This is a genomic window from Bradyrhizobium sp. DOA9, assembly GCF_000617845.2.
GTDB lineage: Bacteria > Pseudomonadota > Alphaproteobacteria > Rhizobiales > Xanthobacteraceae > Bradyrhizobium.
This window is the reverse complement of record NZ_DF820425.1, coordinates 6,913,991-6,936,828: the sequence shown is the minus strand read 5'-3', so window position 1 is coordinate 6,936,828 and position 22,838 is coordinate 6,913,991. Positions and strand designations below refer to the sequence as shown.

Annotated in this window: 19 protein-coding genes; 9 read left to right on the top strand and 10 right to left on the bottom strand. The window is 66.0% G+C overall.

Annotated elements, in window-relative coordinates:
- Nucleotides 1–57 precede the first annotated feature (57 nt).
- Nucleotides 58–975: a LysR family transcriptional regulator gene (locus BDOA9_RS32560; protein ID WP_025038139.1), complete on the bottom strand. Its 918-nt coding sequence runs from the start codon at nt 973–975 to the stop codon at nt 58–60.
- A 91-nt stretch (nt 976–1,066) separates the two neighbouring features.
- On the opposite strand from BDOA9_RS32560, the gene BDOA9_RS32555 reads away from it, so the two are divergent.
- The 5 genes from BDOA9_RS32555 (at nt 1,067) to BDOA9_RS32535 (ending at nt 7,258) form a co-directional block, all read left to right on the top strand.
- Entirely contained in the window at nt 1,067–1,510 is a 444-nt protein-coding gene (locus tag BDOA9_RS32555; RefSeq protein WP_025038138.1) for a nuclear transport factor 2 family protein, read from the top strand.
- A gap of 53 nt (nt 1,511–1,563) precedes the next feature.
- Nucleotides 1,564–1,731 (top strand): DUF1127 domain-containing protein, encoded by a 168-nt coding sequence (locus BDOA9_RS39935; protein WP_082847899.1) that lies wholly within the window; start codon nt 1,564–1,566, stop codon nt 1,729–1,731.
- Nucleotides 1,732–1,857: 126 nt separating this feature from the next.
- Nucleotides 1,858–2,442, top strand: a complete 585-nt coding sequence (locus BDOA9_RS32550) for a biliverdin-producing heme oxygenase (protein ID WP_025038137.1) — start codon at nt 1,858–1,860, stop codon at nt 2,440–2,442.
- Nucleotides 2,439–4,985, top strand: coding sequence for an HWE histidine kinase domain-containing protein (locus BDOA9_RS32545; RefSeq protein ID WP_025038136.1), 2,547 nt, complete (start codon nt 2,439–2,441; stop codon nt 4,983–4,985). Before BDOA9_RS32550 ends, BDOA9_RS32545 begins: the two co-directional genes overlap by 4 nt.
- A 266-nt stretch (nt 4,986–5,251) precedes the next feature.
- Nucleotides 5,252–7,258 (top strand): methyl-accepting chemotaxis protein, encoded by a 2,007-nt coding sequence (locus BDOA9_RS32535; RefSeq protein ID WP_025038135.1) that lies wholly within the window; start codon nt 5,252–5,254, stop codon nt 7,256–7,258.
- 58 nt (nt 7,259–7,316) lie between these two features.
- On the opposite strand, the gene BDOA9_RS32530 is transcribed toward BDOA9_RS32535, so the two are convergent.
- Entirely contained in the window at nt 7,317–7,997 is a 681-nt protein-coding gene (locus BDOA9_RS32530) for a glutathione S-transferase family protein (protein WP_025038134.1), read from the bottom strand.
- A gap of 233 nt (nt 7,998–8,230) precedes the next feature.
- Here BDOA9_RS32530 and BDOA9_RS32525 point away from each other — a divergent pair, with 233 nt between their 5' ends.
- Entirely contained in the window at nt 8,231–9,937 is a 1,707-nt protein-coding gene (locus BDOA9_RS32525) for an EF-hand domain-containing protein (protein WP_082847898.1), read from the top strand.
- 63 nt (nt 9,938–10,000) lie between these two features.
- On the opposite strand, the gene BDOA9_RS32520 is transcribed toward BDOA9_RS32525, so the two are convergent.
- Both BDOA9_RS32520 and BDOA9_RS32515 read right to left on the bottom strand, forming a co-directional pair.
- Nucleotides 10,001–10,327, bottom strand: coding sequence for a hypothetical protein (locus BDOA9_RS32520; protein WP_025038132.1), 327 nt, complete (start codon nt 10,325–10,327; stop codon nt 10,001–10,003).
- A 126-nt stretch (nt 10,328–10,453) separates the two neighbouring features.
- Entirely contained in the window at nt 10,454–11,584 is a 1,131-nt protein-coding gene (locus BDOA9_RS32515; RefSeq protein WP_025038131.1) for a site-specific DNA-methyltransferase, read from the bottom strand.
- Between the two features lie 416 nt (nt 11,585–12,000).
- On the opposite strand from BDOA9_RS32515, the gene ypfJ reads away from it, so the two are divergent.
- On the top strand, nt 12,001–12,939 hold the full coding sequence (gene ypfJ, locus BDOA9_RS32510) for a KPN_02809 family neutral zinc metallopeptidase (protein ID WP_025038130.1): 939 nt from the start codon (nt 12,001–12,003) through the stop codon (nt 12,937–12,939).
- Nucleotides 12,940–13,124: 185 nt separating this feature from the next.
- Entirely contained in the window at nt 13,125–13,688 is a 564-nt protein-coding gene (gene moaB, locus BDOA9_RS32505; RefSeq protein ID WP_025038129.1) for a molybdenum cofactor biosynthesis protein B, read from the top strand.
- A 193-nt stretch (nt 13,689–13,881) separates the two neighbouring features.
- Here moaB and BDOA9_RS32500 read toward each other — a convergent pair whose 3' ends face one another.
- The 3 genes from BDOA9_RS32500 to BDOA9_RS32490 all read right to left on the bottom strand — a co-directional run bounded on the left by BDOA9_RS32500 (nt 13,882) and on the right by BDOA9_RS32490 (nt 16,797).
- Nucleotides 13,882–15,069 carry an IS481 family transposase gene (locus BDOA9_RS32500; protein WP_025032165.1) on the bottom strand — a complete coding sequence of 396 codons (1,188 nt, stop codon included), beginning with the start codon at nt 15,067–15,069 and terminating at the stop codon, nt 13,882–13,884.
- 129 nt (nt 15,070–15,198) lie between these two features.
- On the bottom strand, nt 15,199–16,158 hold the full coding sequence (locus BDOA9_RS32495; RefSeq protein ID WP_025038128.1) for a bifunctional helix-turn-helix transcriptional regulator/GNAT family N-acetyltransferase: 960 nt from the start codon (nt 16,156–16,158) through the stop codon (nt 15,199–15,201).
- 63 nt (nt 16,159–16,221) lie between these two features.
- Nucleotides 16,222–16,797 carry a glycosyl transferase gene (locus BDOA9_RS32490; protein ID WP_025038127.1) on the bottom strand — a complete coding sequence of 192 codons (576 nt, stop codon included), beginning with the start codon at nt 16,795–16,797 and terminating at the stop codon, nt 16,222–16,224.
- A gap of 278 nt (nt 16,798–17,075) precedes the next feature.
- Between BDOA9_RS32490 and BDOA9_RS32485 the strand changes: the two genes are divergently transcribed.
- Nucleotides 17,076–17,918 (top strand): RMD1 family protein, encoded by an 843-nt coding sequence (locus tag BDOA9_RS32485; protein ID WP_025038126.1) that lies wholly within the window; start codon nt 17,076–17,078, stop codon nt 17,916–17,918.
- A gap of 97 nt (nt 17,919–18,015) precedes the next feature.
- Here the strand turns inward: BDOA9_RS32485 and BDOA9_RS32480 are convergent, their stop codons facing one another.
- The 3 genes from BDOA9_RS32480 to BDOA9_RS32470 all read right to left on the bottom strand — a co-directional run bounded on the left by BDOA9_RS32480 (nt 18,016) and on the right by BDOA9_RS32470 (nt 22,836).
- Nucleotides 18,016–19,623, bottom strand: coding sequence for a PEP/pyruvate-binding domain-containing protein (locus BDOA9_RS32480; protein ID WP_025038125.1), 1,608 nt, complete (start codon nt 19,621–19,623; stop codon nt 18,016–18,018).
- A 10-nt stretch (nt 19,624–19,633) separates the two neighbouring features.
- A complete protein-coding gene (locus BDOA9_RS32475; protein WP_025038124.1) occupies nt 19,634–21,562 on the bottom strand; it encodes a hypothetical protein in 1,929 nt (642 codons plus the stop codon).
- Between the two features lie 83 nt (nt 21,563–21,645).
- Nucleotides 21,646–22,836 (bottom strand): acetate/propionate family kinase, encoded by a 1,191-nt coding sequence (locus BDOA9_RS32470; protein ID WP_025038123.1) that lies wholly within the window; start codon nt 22,834–22,836, stop codon nt 21,646–21,648.
- Nucleotides 22,837–22,838: the final 2 nt, after the last annotated feature.

The following is a 22,838-nucleotide window of genomic DNA, read 5'->3' as shown; positions in this document are numbered from 1 at the left end:
GTTAGGCCCAACGGACTGCGCTTTGCGCAGCCGCAGGTCTAACCCACCCTGCGATAGCTACCCAGCCCTCCGCTTCTCCAGCTCCCGCCCCGTCTCCAGCATCAGCCGCCGCAGCCAGATCGAGCCGGGGTCCATCTGCGCGCGGGTCGGATGAAACATGAACTGCTCGTCGATCCCGGGATCGAACGGCGGCGTCACCGCGACGAGGCCGAGCTGCTTCGACAGTGCGGCGATCAGCCGGCGCGGCACGAAGGCGACGAGGTCGGTGCGTGCGGCGACGTGCAAGGCTTCGAGATAACCCGGCACGACCAGCGAGACATGTCGCTCGATGCCTTTGCCGTGCAGCCAGGTGTCGATGAGATCCTCCGGCTGGCCGCGGATGATCACGCCGACATGGCGGGCGGCCAGGAACGCCTCGCGCCGCTTCAGCTTGGCTCCGACAGGATGGCCGCGCCGCACCGCCAGCGCGTCGCTGTCGGTGTAGAGCAGCTGGCGATGAAAGCCCTTGAAGGCATTGCCGATCGAGATCACGAGGTCGATGGTGCGGGCGAACTCGGCGTGGAAGATCGCAGGTCCCCGCCACGGCACCACGTCGATGCGGACGTTGGGGGCGAGCCGCGTGACTTTCGCCATCAAGGGCGGCATCAACAGCTCGACCGCGAGATCCGGCATCATCACGCGGAATTGCCGCTCGCTGCGCGCGGCATCGAAGTCGTCAGGCACGAACAGCCCGCGCACCTGGTCGAGCGCCTGCGCCAATGGTGCGCGCAGAGCCTGGGCGCGCGGCGTCAGCTCCATCCGTGCGCCCGTGCGCACCAGGAGCGGGTCACTGAGGATGTCGCGCAGGCGCTGCAAGGCGTGGCTCGTCGCCGGCTGTGACAGGCCGATCCTCATCGCCGCGCGGCTGACATTGGCCTCGCGCAGCAATGCGTCGAGCGCGGTCAACAGGTTGAGGTCGAGCGAATTCAAATTCATGAGGTGAATAGATATCATATTCCCTATCGATTTGAAGAATGCTGCCGGCCCGGCGATCATCTCCGCGTTGTCAACACGAGGAGATGCCGCCATGAGTACGAGCGCCAACAAGAAACTGCTGCAGGATATCTTTGCCGCAGCCGCCGACCCCGATCCGGCCGCGCGCGACCGCGCCCTGTTCACCGCAAGCCTTGCCGAAGATGCCAAATGGGTCGTCACCGGCCAGTATTCCTGGTCTCGCACCTTTTCGGGCAAGCAGTCGATCCTGAACGACCTGCACGGCTATGTCCGCACCCGCCTGCGCGACCGCACGCGCACGATCGCGCACCGCTTCATCGCCGACGGCGACATCGTGGTGGTCGAAGCCAAGGGCGACAACGTCACGCCCGAGGGGGTGCGTTACGACAACGATTACTGCCTGGTGTTTCGACTCGCCGACGGCAAGATCAAGGAGATCAGGGAATATTGCGACTCGGTCCTGACCGAGAAGGCGCTCGGCCCGTTTCCGCGAGCTCCCGCGAGGGCAGCGAGCTGACCGGCTTGAACGAGGTCGCGTCCACCGGCCGCTCCTGTTCGTCACGGCCCGCGATGTTTGTGCGGGCCTGTCGGACGCTGCTGGAACTCATGCAGGCCCGGCGCGAGCGGTCTAGGGTCCACTGCCAGCTCGCGGCCATGACCGAACGCGAGCTTCAGGATTTCGGGATGTCCCGGAGCGAGATCGAACACGAGCTCAGAAAGCCGGTTTGGCGGAAGTGAACGGAGTGGACCCCCGATGTCTCGCCTCTCGCAGTGCCAAGGCCGGCGGAACCTTTGCCCACCCCCGGCGTTCCCTCGGTTGCCGGGCGCGCCGCGCCCGCCGCAACCTGCGTTCTCGGGAATTTCATGCTGGCTGGGGCTTCGGACGTTTCAACGCAGGTAGGCCGCAGCTTCTCCGGACTCCGCGAACGACTAAGGGACGCGACGTCGGCCGCGCATCGCGACCTCGACGCGCAGCTCTCGGCATTCGTGCTGACCGAGCTCTCCGGCTATCGGCGCTTTCTGCAAGCGAGTGCCGGCGCCTTGCTGCCGCTCGAGACGGCACTCGTCGAAGCCGGCGTCAGCAGGGCTTTCCCGGACTGGCCGGAGCGGTCGCGAAGCGCGGCAATTCTGGCTGATCTCGAGTGCCTGGGCTGCGCGGTGCCGCGGCTGGTGTCCGTGCCCCCGCTGACGCGCAGCGGCGTTGTGGGCACGATGTACGTGCTCGAAGGCTCCCGTCTGGGGGCAAAGTTCCTGCTGAAGATGGTCGCGGATTCCGCCGATCCGCGCCTTCGCGAAGCTGTCGCCTATCTCAGTCACGGCACCGGCAGGCGGCTATGGCAGAGTTTCCTGGCGAAGCTTGCTAACGACGAGCGCTGGGACGAAGACGAGGCGATCGCGGCGGCCCGCATTGCCTTCGCCGCATTCGAGCAGGCGGCGGACCGGGCATGAACCAGGCCGTCAATCTCACCAATTGCGATCGCGAGCCGATCCACATTCCCGGCAGCGTGCAGCCATTTGGCTTCCTGCTGGCCGTGCTCTCGGATTTCACGATCTGCATGGCATCGGACAACGTCGAGAGCTTCCTTGGAGCCGATGTTGCCGACCTGCTGCAGCGGCCGCTGTCGGGCGTGATCTCCGAGGCGGCGGTTGAAACGATCCGCAGCCGGGTCGATCATCTCGGCGGTCCGGATGCGACCGAACGCCTGTTCGGCGTCGCGCTGCAGCCGGGCAAGCCACCCTTCGATCTTTCGATTCATCTCTCCGGCGTCTATCTGATCATCGAGGCGGAGCCGAGCGTCCACGAGCCCGGTGTCAATTCCGGCGAGCTCGTGCGCTTGATGCTCGAACGGATCCGCAAGACACGCGGAATGGCCGATCTGGCGCGCGAGGCGGCGCGTCAGCTCAAGGTGCTGACCGGCTTCGACCGCGTCATGGTTTATCAGTTTCACCCGGACGGATCCGGCGAGGTGATCGCCGAGACCGCGGAATCCGGGCTCGAATCCTTTTTCGGCCTGCGATACCCTGCGTCCGACATCCCAAGGCAAGCGCGCGCGCTCTATCAGCGCAACTGGCTGCGCATCATCGCCGACGTCGAAGCGCGGCCTGCCGCGCTGATGTCCACGGCCACGCACAATGCGGGACTGCTCGACCTGTCAATGAGCGTGCTGCGCTCGGTGTCGCCGATCCACATCGAATACCTGCGCAACATGGGCGTTGCCGCCTCCATGTCGGTGTCGATCCTGCGTGACGGCAAGCTGTGGGGTCTGTTTGCTTGTCACCATTATTCGCCGCGTTACATTTCGTTCGACAAACGCACGGCCTCCGAGCTGTTCGGTCAGATGTTCTCGTGGATCGTGGAAGGCCGCGAGCGCGAGGGCGATGTCGCCTATGAGGCCCGCGCACATCAGGTCCAGGAGCGGTTGATCGAGATCGCGGCCTCGCATGACCACAGCCGGCGGGCGATCGTCGATTTCCTGGGCGACTACCGCAAGATGATCGAGTGCGACGGCGTCGCAGTCTGGTCCGATAACACCATCGCGCTCGAGGGTGAGACCCCGACCGAAGACGAGGTGAAGGATCTCGTCGCCTTCATCAACAGGACCTCGCCGGGCCGGATTTTCGCCAGCGCCGAGATCGCCAAGGTCTACGCCGCCGGCCAGGCCTTCCGTGACCGCGCGGCGGGCTTTCTCGCCATCCCGATTTCGCGCACTCCGCGCGATTGTCTGATCTTCTTCCGCCGCGAGGTCACGCGCTCGGTGAATTGGGCCGGCGACCCCAACAAGGTCTACGACGAAGGTCCGAACGGGCCGCGCCTCACCCCGCGCAAGAGCTTCGAGCTCTGGCAGGAAACGGTGGCAGGGCAGTCGAAGCCGTGGTCGGCGGCCGATATCCGCATCGCCGAGAGCCTGCGCGTCACGCTGCTCGAGGTGATCCTGCAGCTGTCCGATCTCGCCGCGCGCGAGCGCCGGGGAGCGCAGGAGCGGCAGGAATTGATGATCGCCGAGCTCAATCATCGCGTTCGCAACATCCTGAGCCTCGTGCGCGCCCTGGTGGCGCAGAGCAAGGACACCGCGACCGGTATCGAGGAGTTCGCCAGCGTGCTCGGCGGCCGCATCCAGGCCCTCGCGCGCGCCCACGACCAGATCACGAACCTGAACTGGGCACCCGTCGCGCTCCGCACCCTGGTCGAGTCCGAGGCCGGCGCCTATCTCGGTGCGCGCGCGGACCGGGTGAAGATGGGCGGGCCGGACGTCGCGCTCGACCCGAAGGCGTTCGCGACGCTGGCGCTCGTCGTCCATGAGATGATGACCAATTCCGCCAAGTACGGCGCGCTTGCCGATTCCACCGGGAGTGTCGAGGTGGTCTGGCGGCTCGACCCGTCGTCCAGCCTCGTCATCGAGTGGAAGGAGAGCGGCGGTCCGCCCGTGCAGCCGCCGTCGCGGCGCGGCTTCGGCACCACCATCATCGAGCGGTCGGTGCCGTTCGATCTCAAGGGCGATGCCGAGATCCGTTTCGACCTCCTCGGCGTCCAGGCGACGTTCGTCATTCCGCCCAACTTCGTCCAGTTCGTCCCATCCATTGCGGGAGCCGCCATGCGTATCGAGGAGCAGCAATCTGCCCGTCCGAGGATTTCCGACACGGCCCTGATCGTGGAGGACAACCTGATCATCGCGATGGCGGCGGAGGTCATCCTGCTCGACCTCGGCGCCCGCCACGTCGACACCGCCGCAACCGTCGACCAGGCGCTGCGCTCGATCGAGCGTTCGCGGCCGAGCTTCGCCCTGCTCGATCTCAACCTCGGCAGCGAGAGCAGCATCAAGGTGGCGCAGAAGCTGACTGAGATCGGAGTGCCCTTCATCTTCGCCACCGGCTATGGCGAGCGCGCGCCGATCCCCGAGCCATTGGCCGCCGCGCCGGTGGTCCAGAAGCCCTACACGCTGGAAGTGGTCGAGAATGCACTCGGCAAATTGCAGCAGGCCGGCGCCCGATAGGCATGCCTGACGAGCAGCATGCATCGGCCTGCATGGCCGAGCGCATTCGCATGCGGCTTTGCATAGCTGCCGCCAAAATCAGCAGATTTGGCCCGGCCGAGATCGGGCGCGCGAGGAATTTGAAGGTTCAATTAATAAGTGTCCCCCATTGTGTCGCGGTGCAGCGTAGGCCGCCAGGGCGCGGCGTGCGGCTGTCGGAGTGGCCGTGACGATCGCCGGAGTCGTTCGGCCCCTCGAATTCACATGCATCTGGGTGGACAGTGGGAATGCCGAAATTTCGTTTGCGGATCAGGGGACGCCTGTACGCAGGCTTCATGGCCCTGGTGGCGGTCGGTCTCGTGATGGCGGTGGTTGCCGTCTGGAATTTGCGGGACGTGCAGGATCAGGTCGCAAGACAATCAGCCCTCTCGGACAGCACGGCGCGGGTGCTGGAAATATCGGCCCATCTGCAGGCGATTCAGCGGGCCAATCTGCGCTACGTCTATGACGCGAGCGAGTCCGCCATGAAGGAGGCGCAGGAGCGCGAGACCGCGGCGACCGGGCTGCTGCGGGTCGGCGCGCAGGGGACGCTCTCGGAGGAGCGGCGTGCGCTCTACAACGGCCTGATCGACGACATCGCCAAAATGCGACGCCTGCGTGACAATCTCGGCGACGCCGTCGACGAGACGAGAACGGGCAAGGCGACGCTGCTGCCGAGTGGCGAGGACCTGGCCACCAAGACGAACAAGCTCGTCGATGTGGCGCGCGCCGCCGTCGATGAAGATACGGCGTCCCTCGTCGCCGATCTCGAATCGCGAATCCTGCTCGTGCGGATCGCAAACTGGCGTTTTCTGGCCCTTCGCGATGCGCAGGGTCCTGCGACCTTCAGGACGGGCGTCGACAGGGCATTACAACGGCTCGGGGCACTCGAAAAGAGCCCGCAGGCGGCGGTGTTGCGCGCCACGCTGGCGCCGGTGAAGACCTCGCTCGAAACCTACAAGACGGCGTTCGAGACGACCTCCGCAGCGATGCTCAAGGCAGACGAGATCTACCACAGCCTCGCGCCCCTCATCGTCGACAGCATCGGGAAGCTCAAGACCGCGGAAACGACCTTGAAGAAGGACTACCAGGACTCGCGGAAGAATGCCGAAGCCGTGCTTGCGGGAACGACGACCGTTCAGGAGGTCGCGGGCGGCCTCGCCATCCTGTTCGGCGGCATCGTCGCGTTCCTGATCGCCCGCAGCATCGTCGGTCCGCTGACCGCGATGACGCAGGCGATGGGGCGGCTTGCCGGCGGCAATCTCGAGGTCGAGATTCCCGGCCGCGGCAGGGCCGACGAGATCGGCGACATGGCCAAGGCGATCCAGGTCTTCAAGGACAACATGATCGAGACCGAGAGCATGCGTGCCGAGCAGGCCGAGCTCGAGGCGCGGCAGGCCGAGAACCGCAGGAAAGACATGGCCAGGCTCGCCGATCAGTTCGAGCAGGCCGTGGGCGAGATCGTCAATACGGTGTCTTCGGCATCGGGCGAGCTCGAAGCCTCCGCAGGCACCTTGACCACGACGGCCGCGCGGGCCCAGGACCTCTCGACGGAGGTCGCCAGCGCCTCGCAGGAGGCTTCGGCCAATGTGCAGGCGGTCGCCTCTGCGACCGAGGAGCTCTCCTCCTCGGTCTCCGAGATCGCCCGCCAGGTGCAGGAATCGGCCCGCATCGCCACCGAGGCCGTCGGTCAGGCGAGCCGGACCAACGAGCGCGTCGGCGCCCTCTCCAAGGCCGCCGCGCGGATCGGCGACGTGGTCGAGCTGATCAGCACCATTGCCGGCCAGACCAACCTCTTGGCGCTGAACGCCACGATCGAGGCGGCGCGTGCGGGCGAAGCCGGCCGCGGCTTTGCGGTGGTCGCGACCGAGGTCAAGGCGCTCGCCGAGCAGACGGCCAGGGCCACCGGCGAGATCGCCCAGCAGGTTTCCGGCATCCAGGCCGCGACCGAGGAGTCGGTCGGCTCGATCCGGGAGATCAGCGGCACCATCGAGCGGTTGTCGGAGATCTCGTCGACGGTCGCCGCGGCCGTGGAGCAGCAGGGCGCTGCGACGCAGGAGATCTCCCGCAACGTCCAGCAGGCGGCCCAGGGTACGCAGCTCGTCTCGTCCAACATCGGCGACGTGCAGCGCGGCGCCTCCGAGACCGGCTCGGCCTCCTCGCAGGTATTGTCGGCGGCGCGCTCGCTCTCGGCCGACAGCAACCGGTTGAAGCAGGAAGTCGCCAAGTTCCTGAGCTCGGTCCACGCCGCCTGAAGTCGCGAAAAGCAAGAGGCCACGCGCATGCGCGTGGCCTCGAAGAACGGCGGCGCGATCAGGCCACCTTGGTCGTCATGTGCTTGAACATGTTGGCCCTGGCTTCGTCGTCCATCTCGGCCTTGAACGTGAACTTGTCCTTCAGCGCGATGGCGCGCGCCGCCGCCGGACGCGCCGAGATCTCGTCGACCAGCCGCTTCACGTTCGGATATCGCGCAAAGGCGTCGTCGCCGAGCTTGAACGGCACCATCCGCGCCCAGCCCCACAGCGCCATGTCGACGATCGAATAGCTGTCGCCGACCATGTAGCGGCGGTCCTTCAGGCGAGCGTCGAGAATCTTGTAGTGCCGGTCGGTCTCGTACTGGTAGCGGTTATGGGCGTAGTCGTGATTCTGGTCCTTCGGCGCAAAATGCTTGAAGTGCACGGCCTGACCCGAAAAGGGCCCGACGCCGCTCGCGACGAACATCAGCCACGACAGCAATTCGGCGCGGTTGGAGGGGAGGAATTTGCCGGTCTTCTCGGCGAGATAGAGCAGGATGGCGTTCGAATCGAACACGATGGTGCCGCCATCGTCGATCGCCGGCACCTTGCCGTTCGGATTGATCTTGAGGAATTCCGGCGTGAACTGCTCGCCTTTGCGGGTGTCGATCTTGACCGGCTCGAAAGGCAGCCCGGATTCTTCGAGATAGAGCGCGACCTTGGTCGGGTTCGGTGATCCGTTGAAATAGAACTTGAGCATCGATCTCCCCAATTCATGTGTTCGAGGCGCGTGCGCAGGCTTCACCTCTGCGGGGTCTCTGTCTGCGTCGGTTCCACCTGGTCCGCAAGAGGAGACTTCGTGAACGCGGCATGATGGAAACGCAAGGGTACCATCAAGCAAGAATTTACCGTGCCCGGATCAACAGCAGGTAGTGTCTTGTCGTGAATGCACCTACATCGTATCTCCTCGGTGTCATTGCGGAGACGTGCAGGATGTTTCAGGCGAAGATTAGTTCCAGGATTGCGCCGGTCTGCTTGCTTGCGGCGGCATTGGCGCATGTCGGCCTGGCGCGTGCGCAGCAGCCGTCGTCCCAGGGAGAGCGGCTCCTGCTGGGGCGCATGTATGCGGGAGGTGACCTGAACAGATATATGACGCAGCTGCGCGACGAGTTCTTCCAGCTCGATGCCGACCGCGATGGCAAGCTGACCGAGCGCGATGCGGCGCTCCACGCGCTGATGGAGGGGCCGCAGGCCAGGGTCTCTCCCTTGATGCTCGTCATGCGCTACGATCTCGACGGCGATGCCGCAGTGACCGAAGACGAGGTCAGGCAAGTGGCGCGATACGAGCAGAGATCCCTGTTCGCGCAGCCGGCGGAAAACAGGCCGCCGATCGGCCGGCTGGAAGAGGAACTCGCGCGGATCGTCAAGACGATCATGGCGTTCGATGCCGACAAGGACGGCAAGGTCAGCCTGATGGAAGCTTACAAGCCGGCTCAGACTTCCGCGCGTCCCTCCAGCCACGGCTATCCGCAACGCGTGCGAGATGCTCTGACACTCGATGCTGCGACATCCGGCGAACTGCCGCTAGCGAACTATCAAGCGGCCGGCGAAGTATTGTTTCGTACCATCGATGCCGATGCCGACGGTAAGATATCCCAGCAGGAGTTGACGGATTTCCGTCGCAAGGCCGTAGACGCGGAGAACTCAGCAGTGCGGCAGAAAAAGCTTCGCGATGAAGCCGAAATCGCCCGCAAGAAGCAGGAGGCGATCGACGCCGAACGAGCCGCCTGCGCCATACCGAAGGCCTCCGATGCGAGCAAGGTCGTGCTCCTGGGTGCGTACGAGACGGATGCATTGTCGAGCGTCACCATCGGTTCGCAGGACAACGAAGTGCGGGCCGGCCGTATCGTGGTCGAGCCCGGCAGCGAGCCGCTCTACGTCGTGATCGCAAGCTACGCCCCGACGATCTGGCAGTTCAGCGGCGCCGTCGAGCGGGTCGAGCGGCTGGTGATGACGAGTTCGCTCACCGGTCCGAACGCGGGCGATCCGCGACAGCCCTCTCTGGTGGGCGCCACGGGTATCCCGCACGATCGCATCACGCTTCTGTCGCGATCGAACTGCTTCGGCTATTTCAGCGAAGCTCCGTCCAGTGCATCGCTGCAGACCGCGGCTTTCATCACCAATTCAGCAGGCAAGCCGCCGGACGTGATCGCCACCAGATATTCGATCGCGAGCTTTAGCATCCCGTCGGGGACGATCGAGTCCGCCGTGGAGCAGCGTCAGAAGCTCGTCATCCGCAAGGACGAGGGCACCCTCAACATCATCGGAAATCTCGCCAACATTCTCATCCAGTCTGGGCCGAGCCGGGCCAAGGAGGAGATGGACCGCTTCTTTCCGGGAGGCGTAACCGAGATCGACCCGAATGCCGTGATCGCCAGCGCCGCGGTGACGCCCTACGATGTGCTGCCCTCGCAGGCCGGGTTGGTTCAGCTGCTGGCCAAGGGCCGGATCAGCCAGAACCGCGCGGGTGAATTCGTCGTGCGCCAGAAAATCAGGTTTCCGGCGCGGCTGACCGGAGCGCACGCGGTCACGTTCCTGATCATGAAGGGCGTGCCCTATCCCGACGGGGACCCCGGCCATTCCTGCGTCATCGTCGAGGGAAGCGGAGAGAGCAAGGGTGCAGGTTGCCCCTCGCGGTGATCGGCGGCTCGCTCCTGCTGGATGCCTGAGGCCTCCTCCGCGCCAGACCGGCGCGGAGCGCCGTCAGCCGATATATGCAAAGCCGATTGCCGCCGCGACGACCATGGCCGCGCCCACGGCCTCCAGCCGCAGGCCGAGCCGCGCGGCGAGATGCATGTCGGAGGCCCGCGCTGCGCGCTCGGAACCGCGCGCATAGCCGTGGACGATGACGTCGTGGTTGAAAGTGTCGTGCGCCTCGTTGCTGCTGGCGAGCCCGACGCAGATCACGAGTACGCCGAACAAAGCGAGGCCAAAAAATCCAAGCAGCGCGATCAGGAACATCGGAAACATGCCGATCAGGAAGATCGGCAGCAGCGGCACCAGCAGCAATGTCTCGGACTGTCGTCGCATGGAAGCCCAACCGGTCTGGACGGGGCTGATCGGGCGAATCTAGTGCTGGCGGCGGCGGCATTCAAGCACCACCGCTGTCCTTCCGGGCTCGCGCGACGCGCGCCCCGAAAATGACGGAGGGAGAGCCTATTCCGCCGCCATGCCGGCGCGGATCTCGGCGCGGAGCTCGTCGATTAGCTTGAGGCCCTTCTTGGTCTCGACGTGCCAGAAGGTCCAGCCGTTGCACGCCTGCGCGCCTTGCGCCACCGCGCCGATGCGGTGGATCGAGCCGACCTTGTCGCCGAACATGATGGCGCCGTCGGCGCGCACCAGTGCCCCTAACTTCTTCTTGGCGTCGAACAGCTTGGTGCCGGGCATGATCATGCCGCGCTCGATCAGCTCGGAGAACGCAACGCGCGGTGCCTCGCGCGCGGTCATGAACGGGGCGAGGCTCTCTTCCGGCAGCGGCTCGACCCTGGCGATGCGCGCCTCGGCCGCCTTGGCGTAGGTCTTGTCGCGCTCGAAGCCGATATAGGAGCGGCCGAGGCGCTTGGCGACGGCGCCGGTGGTGCCGGTGCCGTTGAAGGGATCGATCACGAGGTCGCCGGGCTTCGACGACGACAGCAGCACGCGCGCGAGCAGGCCTTCCGGCTTCTGCGTCGGATGCACTTTCTTGCCGTCGGCGCCCTTGAGACGCTCCTCGCCGGTGCAGAGCGGGATCAGCCAGTCCGAGCGCGCCTGCACGTCCTCGTTCGCCGCTTTCAGCGCTTCGTAATTGAACGTGTAGCCCTTGGCCTTCTCGTCGCGCGCGGCCCAGATCATGGTCTCGTGCGCGTTGGTGAAGCGGCGGCCGCGGAAGTTCGGCATCGGGTTGGTCTTGCGCCAGACGATGTCGTTCAGCAGCCAGAAGCCGAGATCCTGCATGATGGCGCCGACGCGGAAGATGTTGTGATAGGAGCCGATCACCCAGATCGTCGCCGACGGCTTCATGGCGCGGCGGGCGGCGAGCAGCCAGGCGCGGGTGAAATCGTCGTAGGCGGCAAACGAATCGAACTTGTCCCAGTCGTCGTCGACGGCGTCGACGTGGGATTCGTCGGGGCGCTTGAGATCGCCCTTGAGCTGCAGATTGTAGGGCGGATCGGCGAACACGAGATCGACCGAACCAGCCTGGAGCTTCGACATCTCGGCGACGCAATCGCCGAGAATGATGCGATGCGAGGCGGACTCAAAATTTGTGCGGGGCGCCCTTGCAGACGCCCCGCGACGCGACTCTACCATGACTCAAGAACTCTGACTCAGGCGACGCTGTCGGCGACGCGGGACCAAACAACCGACTGGCCGTTACATTGCAGCGGCAAAGTAAAAATCGACTTAACCCGCCGCTTTCGTGAGCACGCCTCGCATCATCGTTCGCGCGCAAATTGTTGCGCGATCGCCTTGTTTTGCAGTGTATTTCGCCATGGCGCGGCTCGCGGGATCGATCGTGGCGGCAAAAAGGCTGCAAATTTCTCTCGGAAAAAACTGCTCGGCCCTCGGAAAAATTTGCTGGCATCGACAGGCTGTCGCACTAGGCAATTTTTGCCGGCCACGTTATTGATAAAGGCAACGGAAATTTTACCTATGTGGCGCGTTGAGCTTTCGCGTTTCCGTGCGCCGTCGAAACTTGAATCAGGGACCCCAGAGGAAAGGCCGCCATGCGCTACGATGACTTCCGCCGCAGCGACGACATCGAGGATCGTCGCGATGAAGGTGGCGGCTTTGGCGGCGGCGGAGGCGGCGGGTTCGGCCTGCCGATCGGCGGCGGCGGGCTCGGCATCGGCACCATCATCATCCTCGGTCTCGTCGGCTACGCCTTCGGCATCGATCCCCGCATCCTGATCGGCGGTGCCGAGATCCTCACAGGCGGCGGCCATGCGCCGACCTATCAGACCGATCGTCAGGCGTCCTCGGGCAAGCGCGGCGCGCCGACCGACGAGATGGGCAGCATGATCTCCGGCATCCTGGGCGAGATCGACGATCGCTGGACCGAGATCTTCCAGGCCAATGGTCAGACCTACACCGGTCCGAAGATCGTGCTGTTCCGCAACGCCACCAATGGCGGCCGCTGCGGCATGGCGCAGTCGGCCATGGGACCGTTCTATTGTCCGCCCGACCGGACCATCTTCCTCGATACGGCGTTCTTCCGCGAGGTCGAGACGCGCTTTCGCGGCTGCTCCGGCAAGTCGGCGTGCAATTTCACCACCGCCTACATCATCGCGCATGAAGTCGGCCATCACATCCAGAACCTGCTCGGCATCATTCCGCGCGTGACGCGGCTGCAGCAGCAGGTCGGCTCCAAGGCCGAGGCCAATGCGCTCCAGGTCAAGGTGGAGCTGCAGGCCGACTGCCTGTCCGGCGTCTGGGTCAACCGTGAGGCGAAGAAGCGTCCGAACTTCCTCGAGCCCGGCGACATCGAGGCCGCGCTGACCACGGCGAGCGCGATCGGCGACGACACGCTGCAGCGCCAGGCCACCGGCCGCGTCGTGCCCGACTCCTTCACCCACGGCTCGGCGGCGCAACGCAAGCAATGGTTCATGACCGGCTACCAGCAGGGCACGGTCCAGGCCTGCAACACGTTCGGTAGCGGGTCGTAGTAGCGAAGATCGCGTGCCCCGGACGCAGCGCAGCGCTTCCCTGGCGATGCGAAGCATCGTGCAGCGAGCGGTGCGCTGCAGAGCCGGGGCCCATATTGCCGGTTGCCCAAGCCTGTGAAATGGGTCCCGGCTCTGCGACGCGGCGCTGATGCGCCGCACCTTGTCCGGGACACGAAAGACGCAACATGGCCTCCATCGACGAATCCAAGCAGTTCATCCCGCTCAACATCGCGGTGCTCACGGTGTCCGACACGCGCGCGGTTGCGGACGACAAGTCCGGCCAGACGCTCGCGGATCGTCTCACCGCCGCGGGCCATCATCTCGCCGCGCGCGAGATCGTCACCGACGATGTCGAGGCGATCCGCGCCGTCATCCGCCGCTGGATTGCCGATCCCGGCATCGACGTCGTCATCACCACCGGCGGCACCGGCTTTACCGGGCGCGACGTCACGCCCGAGGCGATCGAGCCGCTGTTCGAGAAGCGCATGGACGGCTTCTCGATTGCCTTCCACATGCTGAGCCACGCCAAGATCGGGACCTCGACGATCCAGAGCCGCGCGACCGCGGGCGTTGCCGGCGCGACCTACATCTTCTGCCTGCCGGGCTCGCCCGGCGCCTGCCGCGACGGCTGGGACGGCATCCTCGCAGCCCAGCTCGACTATCGCACCCGCCCCTGCAACTTCGTCGAGATCATGCCGCGGCTGGACGAGCATCTGCGCAGGCCGAAGGCGCAGGGCGCGACGGTGTAAGCGCGTTGTTGCGGATGATGTCTATTTGATTGAGGCACGGACCACACTCCCCTGGAGGGGGAGGGTCGCTGCGCATGTAGCGAAGCGGAATGCGTAGCGGGGTGGGGTGACGGTCTCTCCACGGAGAAACTGCCCGCGCGGAGAGATCACCCCACCCCGCTCGCGCTTCGCGCGACCGACCCTCCGCCTCTGTTCAGACCGGGGACATGGTGGACGGGTGTTCGGAGACATCGTGGACACTTTCTGTGCTTCCGTCGAGAGGCCGGATGTCGACGGTAGCAATTGTCTGGGTTCTGAAGACGACGCTGAAGACGCCGTCCTGAGCCGTTGGCCGAAACGCGAGGGCCTTCCCGTAGAAGGCCTTCGGGACTTTGATTTTGCGACCGCGGAAGCTGACGTGACCGCCTTGCTGGATCCGGCGCACCTCGTCGCCCGGAGCGTATTCGAAGGGAGCGATGGTCTCGACATAGTCACGCGGGCTGGGTTGATAGCGGCTGGCAGGGACAGCGAGTTCGAGCGCCTCGTGCGGCCGTTGGGTGTTGTAGATGGTGCGCCAGCGCTCGAAGGCATGTTCGGCAGCAGCGAGATCGGCGAAGGGCGGGCCGGACAGGACTTCGGCCTTCAGGCTGCGGTGGAAGCGTTCGTCCTTGCCCATGGTTTGCGGATGATAGGGCCGCGAATGGCTGATCTTGATGCCATGCTCGATCAGCCAGACCCCGAGCGGGGTGAACGGGCTGCCCGGTCCGTCGCCCCAGGGCGAGCCGTTGTCGGTGATCATCCTCTCGGGCAAGCCGTAGCGGCGGAAAGCCGCGATGAGATGCTCCTGAACCGTCTCGGTGCGTTCGTTGGTGCACGCCGCAAGTGCAACCGAGAAGCGCGAGTGATCGTCGAGCACGGTCAGTGGATGAAGTCGGCCAGTGTGCATGGCCACGTGGCCCTTGAAGTCCATTTGCCACAACTCGTTTGGTCGCGATCGTTCGAAACGGATCAAGGCAGGCGAACCGCCGCCGAATTTGCCAAGTTCCACCCCATGTCGCCTCAGGATCGCCGTGACCGTCGAAGGCGCCGGAACGGCTTCCTGTCCCAGATCCTTCAGCCGCCTGGCAATCTTCCGTCCGCCCCAAGCCGGATGCTCGGCTCTCACCGAAAGCACGGCCGCCTCGATCGCCGCGGCGCTGCGCGCGGGCGACGTCTGTGGGCGCCGCGGCTGCTCCACAAGTCCAGCCGCCCCGTCCAGCCGCCAACGCTCCAGCCACTTGTAGCCCGTCGTCGGGCTGATCCCGAAGCGACGGCACAGCTGCCGAACATTGCTGCCCTCTTCCGAGGCCAACATCACAAACTCCAACCTCGCGTCCATCCGAGACACCTCGCGGAACGGCATCCGACAGCCTCCTTGCTTTGCTGTCGAAAGTGTCCACGATGTCTCCGAACACCCGTCCACCATGTCCCCGGTCTGAACAGCCTCCAGGGGAGGGTAAGACGTCACGGCGCGCGTTGCCTGCCAAGACCGTCAGAGATCCAGCTCCCAGGTTTCGCCGATCAGGTCGGCACCGAAGCTGCGATGCGGCTGGGTCGCGACCAGCTTGAATCCCGCACTCTTGTAGATCCCGCGTGCGGCGACCAGGATGCTCTGCGTCCACAGCGTCATCTTATTGTAGCCGCGCTCGCGGGCGCCCTGGATGCATTGCTCGACGAGGGCGCGGCCGACGCCGAGGCCCCGTGCCTTCTTCTCCACCTGCAACAGGCGGAGCTTTGCGATCTCGTCCGTGGCCTTGACCAGAAACACCGAGCCGACCGGCTCGCCGCCGGCTTCCGCGATCCAGCAGTGCTCGCGGGCGGCGTCGTAGTTCCGGATGAATTGCGCGCAGATCTCGGCGACCAGCGCCTCGTAGCTGATGTCCCAATTGTAGTCCGCGGCGTAGGCGGCAGCCTGCCGGGAGACGACCCAGCCCATGTCGCCGACGCGGTGGCTGCGCAGCATGAAAGACGCGGGCCGGCTTCGGCGCTGCTCCAGCACGGCCTCGATGGTCGCCATGGCCTGCGTGAGCCGCGTCGCATCGCCGGGCGAGAGCTGAGCCAGCATCGCGGCGACCTCGTTCTGCGAGCTCAGGTTCAGCTTGGCGAAAGCCTGCCGGCCCTTGGGGGTGAGGCTGAGCTGGTATTGCCTGCGGTCCGCGGGCAGGGGCTTTCGCGTGATCAGCCCCTTTTCGTCGAAGCTCTGGACGATGCGGCTGAGATAGCCGGGATCGAGACCGAGCTCGCTTCCGATCTCTTTTGCCGCCAGCTCGTCGCGATGGGCGAGCTCGTAGAGCACCCGCGCCTCGCTCAGCGAGAACGGGCTGTTGCCGAGGTGCTGGTCGAGCACACCGAGCTTGCGGGTGTAGAAGCGGTTGAAGGCGCGAACCGCTGCGACGTGGTCGTCGGCGGCCTGTTCGGCCACGGCGCCTGGCAGCGAAGCTTTCGATAGCATGGGATCACCTCGATATTTGCCATTGTCAATTAATTGATTGACGTTGGCAAGTATCTCGGCGCATCACGCCACCATGACGATTCGGCTGCGCAGCATGGTCCGCGACGACCGGCCGAGCCGCCGGAGCAGCCGCGCCTCGGAATGTCGGGCGTGGGGCGGGTAGCCGCCGAGCCGGTCGTAATGATCACGCGCGATCAAAAGTCCCTGATCGCCGAGCGGACCAACGAGCTTGCGCGCCACAGCCCAGAGGACGTCGCGCATCGCGGTATTTCCGTAAGGTGAGCGCGCGTAGCGGAACACCGCCGCACGATCGCGGCCGCTGGTGGCGACGGCCTGGATGAACTGGGTAGTCTCCTCGATCCAGCCGGTTTCCAGCACGGCACCGGCGGGCAGGAACATCAGCCATGGCGATCGGGCCTGCAGCGCGCCGGCGGCGAGCGCGGCGCCTTGCGAATGTCCCTCGAAGCCGATGAAACGGCAGCCTGCGACGTCGGCAACGCGCTCGATGACGCCGTTGCGCGTGCCGTCGACGAGAAGCACTTCCCGGATCACGCCGGCGGCGGCGCCGGGGACCAGCGCGGCGAGGGTTGCGACCGCCGTCTGCTCGACGCCTTCGGTCGGAATGATGACGCTCAGCATGATTGAGGCTTCAGGGTCCGCACTTCGGGAGAAGCGTAGCGTTGCATGATGTTGTCATAGACCCGTCGCGCTGCCGAGTGCAACTTTCGGACGGTGCTTCGGCGTGCGATGGTAAACTGCGGCCAGTTCATCGCATCCAAATGCGTCAGGCGCGGGCCGGGAATATTGCCGAATGTTTCGGCACAAGCCCATCCTGACGGTATTAACCCGAATGCTTCGTGGCGACGTTTCGCTGCGCGGGCCTAAATGCGTGATCTCGGTGCCGGGAGAGACCTTCTATGAACGCCGATCAACTCGCCGTTAACACCGCGCCAACATCGCCGAAGCAGGAGCCCGCGCCGACCTTGCGGATCCGGGCGCTGATGCTGGGCGACCGTATCAATGCATCCAACCTCGAGATCGGCACGCTGGTGTCCTCGACACCGGCCGCCTTCCGCGTTCATGCCGGCCTCGCCGTGATCTTTCGCTACGGCGTCGTCGTGCTGATCGGGCTGCTTCCGTCGGAGGAGAAGGTTCTCGTCGACAACCTGAAATCGCGCGTGACCGGAGAGCTCAGCCCGTACGAGGAGGAGATCGCGCAGGCGCAGCTCTGCAGCGAGGAAGCCGGCGAGACGATCCAGCCGGGCGGGCCGATCTGCCTCGCCAAATTCTCCGACGATCGGCTGCTGCTGGTCGCGGACGCGCTCGCCAAGAGCACGTCGCTGGCGCGCGACGAGCGGCGCGTCGCCGCGGTGTTCGACGTCATCGAGCCGTTTGCGCGGGAGCTTGCCGAACACGGCCGCACGCCGCAACGGCGCAAGGGCATCCTGCAATTGATCGGCAATGCGCTGCTGGTGCAGCAGCGCGTCGCCGGCCGCGTCGCCATCGCCGAGAAGCCCGACGTGCTCTGGGAGAAGCCCGAGCTCGACCGGCTCTATTCCCGCCTGGAGGACGAGTACGAGCTGAAGGAGCGCCTCGACACGCTCGAGCGCAAGCTCGCCGCGGTGTCGGAGACCGCCAACGCGCTGACCGACATCATCGACACCCAGCGCTCGCTGCGCCTCGAGATCGCCGTGGTGGTGCTGATCCTGATCGAGGTCGCGATGGGGACTTTTCAGCTCCTGACCGGCCGCGGTCACTGAGCGTGATCGGGAAAAGTGCGAAGCGGTTTTCCGGAAAGATCATGCGTAAACGAAGAACCTGAGGCGCGACGACGATCCATCCGAATCTCATCGCGCTTTAAGGCGCGGCAGCGCGCCTCTCATGCAGGCCGGATTGCGCCTGCCAGGCCGCGATCTCGGCAAGCTCGGCTTCGGGCCGGGTCCGGATCGTCTCGCAGCGTCCGAGATAGAGCTCTCCCGCATCGCCCTCGATCGTGATCCACTCGCCTTCGGCAAGCGCGAGATTGCCGAGCTGGGCCTGCTTTGCGGCAGGATCGATCTTCAGCTCATTGCAGCCGACCACGCAGGGCTTGCCCATCTGCCGCGCCACCAGGGCCGCATGCGAGGTGCGCGCGCCGACCGACGTGACGATGCCGGCGGCCAGCGCGAAGCCGGCAACGTCGGCGGTGCTGGTATCGGGACGCAGCAGGATGACCGGCTCGCCCGCCGCGGAGAGGCGCTGGGCGCTTTCGGACGAGAACGCCGCCCGTCCGATGCCGATGCCGCCGGAGGCACCGATGCCGGTCGTCGCGGGCTTGCCGGTGGACACCAATCTGGTTTCGGTGAGCGAGGCGAGGTCGATCTCAGCCAGCCGCCTCAATGCCTCGTCTTTCGAGATCAGGCCTTCATGCACGAGGTCGATCGCGATCCTGGCGGCGGCCCGCGGCGTGCGCTTGGCCGTCCGGGTCTGGAGGATCCAGAGCCTGCCGTTCTCGACCGTGAATTCGACGTCCTGAACGTCGGCGAAGGCGTGCTCGAGCTGCTTCAGGACGTCGCCAAGCTCGGATTCGAGCTTCGGCAGCTCGCGCGCGATCGCCTCGGCTGTATCCGGCGCGCGTCGTCCTGAAACCACGTCCTCGCCCTGCGCATCGAGGACGAGATCGATCATCGGGCGCGGCGCGCCTGTGGAGGGATCGCGCGAGAAGGCCACGCCCGCGCCGGAGGCGAGACCGCCATTGCCGAACACCATCGCCTGCACGGTGACCGCGGTGCCCTCCAGTGTTTCGAGATGCTGGAGGCTGCGATACGTCATCGCGCGCTCGCTCATCCAGGAGCGATAGACCGCCTGGGCTGCCGCCTCCAGCTGCGCGAAGGCGTCCTCCAGCACGCCATCGGCGCGATCCTCGGTCAGCGCCTGCTCGCGGCCGGCGAGCCGCTCGAGCGCTTCGCTGTCGAGCTCGCGGTCGCTGCCGGCGCATTCAGCTGCGACGCGCTCCGCGATACATCCGGCAAACGCGGCCTGGTCGAGCTCGAGCACGGTCTCGCCGAAGCTTTCGAGGAAACGACGCCGGCAATCCCAGGCGAGCCGCGGCCGGCCGGTCGCACGGATCAGGCCGTGCACGGCGTCCATCGTGCAGCCGACATTGAGGACGGTTTCGAGCATGCCCGGCATCGATCGCGCCGCGCCCGAGCGCACCGAGACCAGCAGCGGCCGGCGGCGGTCCCCGAAACGCTTGCCGGTGGCGCTCTCCAGGAACGCGATCCCCTCCTTCAAGCCGTCGCGCAGGCGCCGCGTTGCATGCCCATGGCCGGCGATGATTTCGGCGCAGAGCTTGACCGGGAGCACGAAGGCGGGCGGCACCGGCAAGCCCAGCGCCGCCATGCGGGCCAGATTGGCGGCCTTGGCGCCGATCTCTTCGGCGGGCCGCAATTCGTCGGCGTCACCGCCGATACGCACGATATGCATGGTGGCTTCCTCAAGCTGCGAGATCGATCATGATGTGACGGCGGAGCAGATGGCCGAACGCGGCGAAGCGGTCGGTGGCGCGCTCGACGGCGCGGGCGAGCTCGATCACCGACAGCGAGGTCGCGACGTCGAAGCCGCCGCAGAAGACCAGTGCGGTCGTGGCGCGTTCGCGGCGGTCGGCGGCGTGTTCGGCGTCGATCAGCCGGGTCACGGCGGACAGCGCGTCCTCTGAATCGGCGCGCCGTCCTTCCGGCACGTCGATTGCGGCGGCGACGCCGCTCGCGGCCACTTCGGTCGCGGTCTCGGCCACGGCGCAAAGCTCGACCAGCGCCGCCAGCAAGGACGGATCGGTCCTCTCAGGCATCAGCGAGGCGATGAAGGCGGCCTGCTCCAGCTCATCGACTGCCTCCTCGGCGCGATCGATCAATTGGCCGATCAGCGGGCGGGCGTTGAGGCGGTCGACCTCGTTGCGGCTCTCGAGCGCTATGCGGTCGGCCTTCTGCTCGATCGTGCCGCAGCGTTGTGTCAGCAACTTGCCGTCGGCGGGCTGACCCGCCCGCAACGCGGCGATATGGCGCGAGATCGCCGCGACCAGATCGTGGGCGAGGCCGATCTGACGCAGCACGGCTGCGAGCAGCGCCCCGTCGACACGGTCGAGGTGGCGCATCAGGTCGGCTTCGATCTGGTCGCGCACCGTCCTGACCGAGCGGCCCGCAAGCAGTGCCTCGGTGGAGGCGCGCAGGGACGCCTTCAGGAAGTCGATCGCGGCGTTGCGGCCGAGCGCCTGGTCGAGCCGCTCGCCGAAGCCGATCCGCGTCGGTGCGGCGTTCCGGACCGCCGAGCCCAGCAGCTCGTTGCCGCCGAGCTCGAGGAAGCCGCGATGGCCGATCCGCTGGCGCGCGGCCCATTCCAGGATGCGGGCCGCGTCGTCCTTGGCAACCCAGGTCCTGAGCAGCTTGCGCGCCTTGTTCCAGTCGATCAGAAACACCAATGCGGCCCCGAGTGCCGCGAGGAATTCGTTGCGACCGGCGGCGTGATCGCCCTGATACTGCCCGGTGACGAGATAGAAGGAATTGTCCTCGCCGAGGCCGGCGGCGGTGTGACGATCGAGCCCGCTCCAGCTCGCCTCGAAGGCGTCGAACAGCAAGATGAAGAATTTCGCCCGGGCCAGATGCACATCGGTGTAGGTGACGGTGACCGCGTTCTTCTTCACCGCGATCACCACGACATGGGCGTCCGTGGTGCCGATATCGTTCTGGATCAGCAGCCGGCCGCCGGCACGCGTGGCCATGGTGTCGAGGCCGGGATGATTGAACTTCAGGCCCCGCGTCGCGTTCAGGCCCTTCATGAAGGCCGCGACGGCCGGCCGGTCCTCGCTGTGCAGCCCGAAGACATGGGCACCGTCGAGCGCTTCTTCCGAGCAGCTCGCCGCAAGCCTGTTGAGCCGCTTGTGCAGATCCATGACGAGGCGATGCAGGCTGTCGCCGCCTGCGTCGGCGACGCCGGTCAGGCGCGCGATGCGGGACAGCTCGATCTCGCCGGCGGCATCGAGCAGGCCGGCTGCGCGGATCGCCTCGAGCCGCGCCCGCGCCCGCTCGCCCTCGTCTCCCGCACCGGCGCCGACGGCCCGCACCATGGTCGCTGCATCGTCCGCAATCTCCTGCATCAGCTTCGCAAGATCGGGCGCCGCAAGCCGGCTCTGTCCGATCAGATGCGCGCCGCCGATCAGCGCCGCGATCCCCGCGGGAGCGATGCCGGCCGTCTGGCTTTCGACGCCGAGGTCATTGGCGGGCCGGCTGGGCTCCTGCGCATGTTGTGCGGCCGCCTGCAATGCGCTCATCCGCACCTTGATGCGGTCGTTGGCGGCGAGCCCATCGGCCACCAGCGCGGGCAGCAGGATGTTGCCTTGTCCGAGCTCTTCGATGATCTGGGTTTTCATGATCTGTCCGCAACCGGGATTGATGCCGCCTCTATGCCGGGAAGACGCGGCGGCAGCATTGCGGCAGATCATTCATAAAAATGTCACGTGCCGTGGCGTCCGCGGATCAGAGCAGCGCAATGGCGCGCGATCATCATCTCTTCATTGGTGTGAACGACGAAGACCTCGACCATGCTGTCGTTGCCGTTGATGCGCCCGCGTGCTGCATCGTTGCTCGCGGCATCGATGCGCACGCCCATCCAGGCGAGACGCTCGCCGATCGCGCCGCGGATCTCCTTGGCGTGCTCGCCGATGCCGCCGGTGAAGATCAGGCAGTCCAGGCCGCCGAGCGTGGTTGCCATCATCGCGATCTCTTGCGCGGCACGGAGAACGAAGAGATCCACGGCCTCGCGCGCCGCAGGCTCGCGGCTCGCGAGCAGCGTGCGCATGTCCGCAGAGATGCCGGAGACGCCGAACAGGCCGGACTCGTGATAGAGCAGGTGCTGGACCTGCTCGATCGACATGTACTCGTGCTGTTGCAAATAAAGCAGCACGCCCGGATCGATCGCACCGCAACGCGTGCCCATCACGAGGCCGTCGAGCGGCGTCAGTCCCATCGTGGTGTCGATGCTGCGGCCATCGCGCAGGGCGCAGAGGCTGGCGCCATTGCCGAGATGCGCGATGATTGTGCGCTTGGCGACGAGCTCCGGCGCGATCTCGGCCAGGCGTCCTGCGACATATTCGAACGAGAGGCCGTGAAAGCCGTAGCGTCTGACGCCGCGCGCCTCGAATCGCCGGGGAATGGCAAAGCGGCTCGCCGGCGGTGCGAGGCCGTGGTGGAAGCCGGTGTCGAAACACGCGATCTGCGTCATCCCGGGCCGGAGCGCCGTGAGCGTGCGCACCGGCGCGAGGCAGCGCGGCTGGTGCAGCGGCGCGAGCGGCGTCAACGCCTCCAGCTTCGCTATGATGTCGTCGGTCAGGACCACGGGGTCTGAATGATCCGGCCCGCCATGAACGATGCGGTGGCCGACGGCCCGCAGGCTGCGTCCACCGAAGCGGTCCTCGATGAAGGCGAGCACGTCGGCGAACAGATGGCCGCCGGCTGCCTCCGGCGCCTGCTTGCTTGACTCGAACAGGTCTTCGCCCGCGGGGCCCTTCACCACCAGCCGGGGTTTGGCCTCGTGCTCGTCCAGCAGGCCCTTGCAGAGCAGCGCAGGCTCGGTCGCCGCGACGTCGAACAGGCCGAACTTGATGCTCGACGATCCCGAGTTGAGGACGAGGACCGCGTCCGACATCG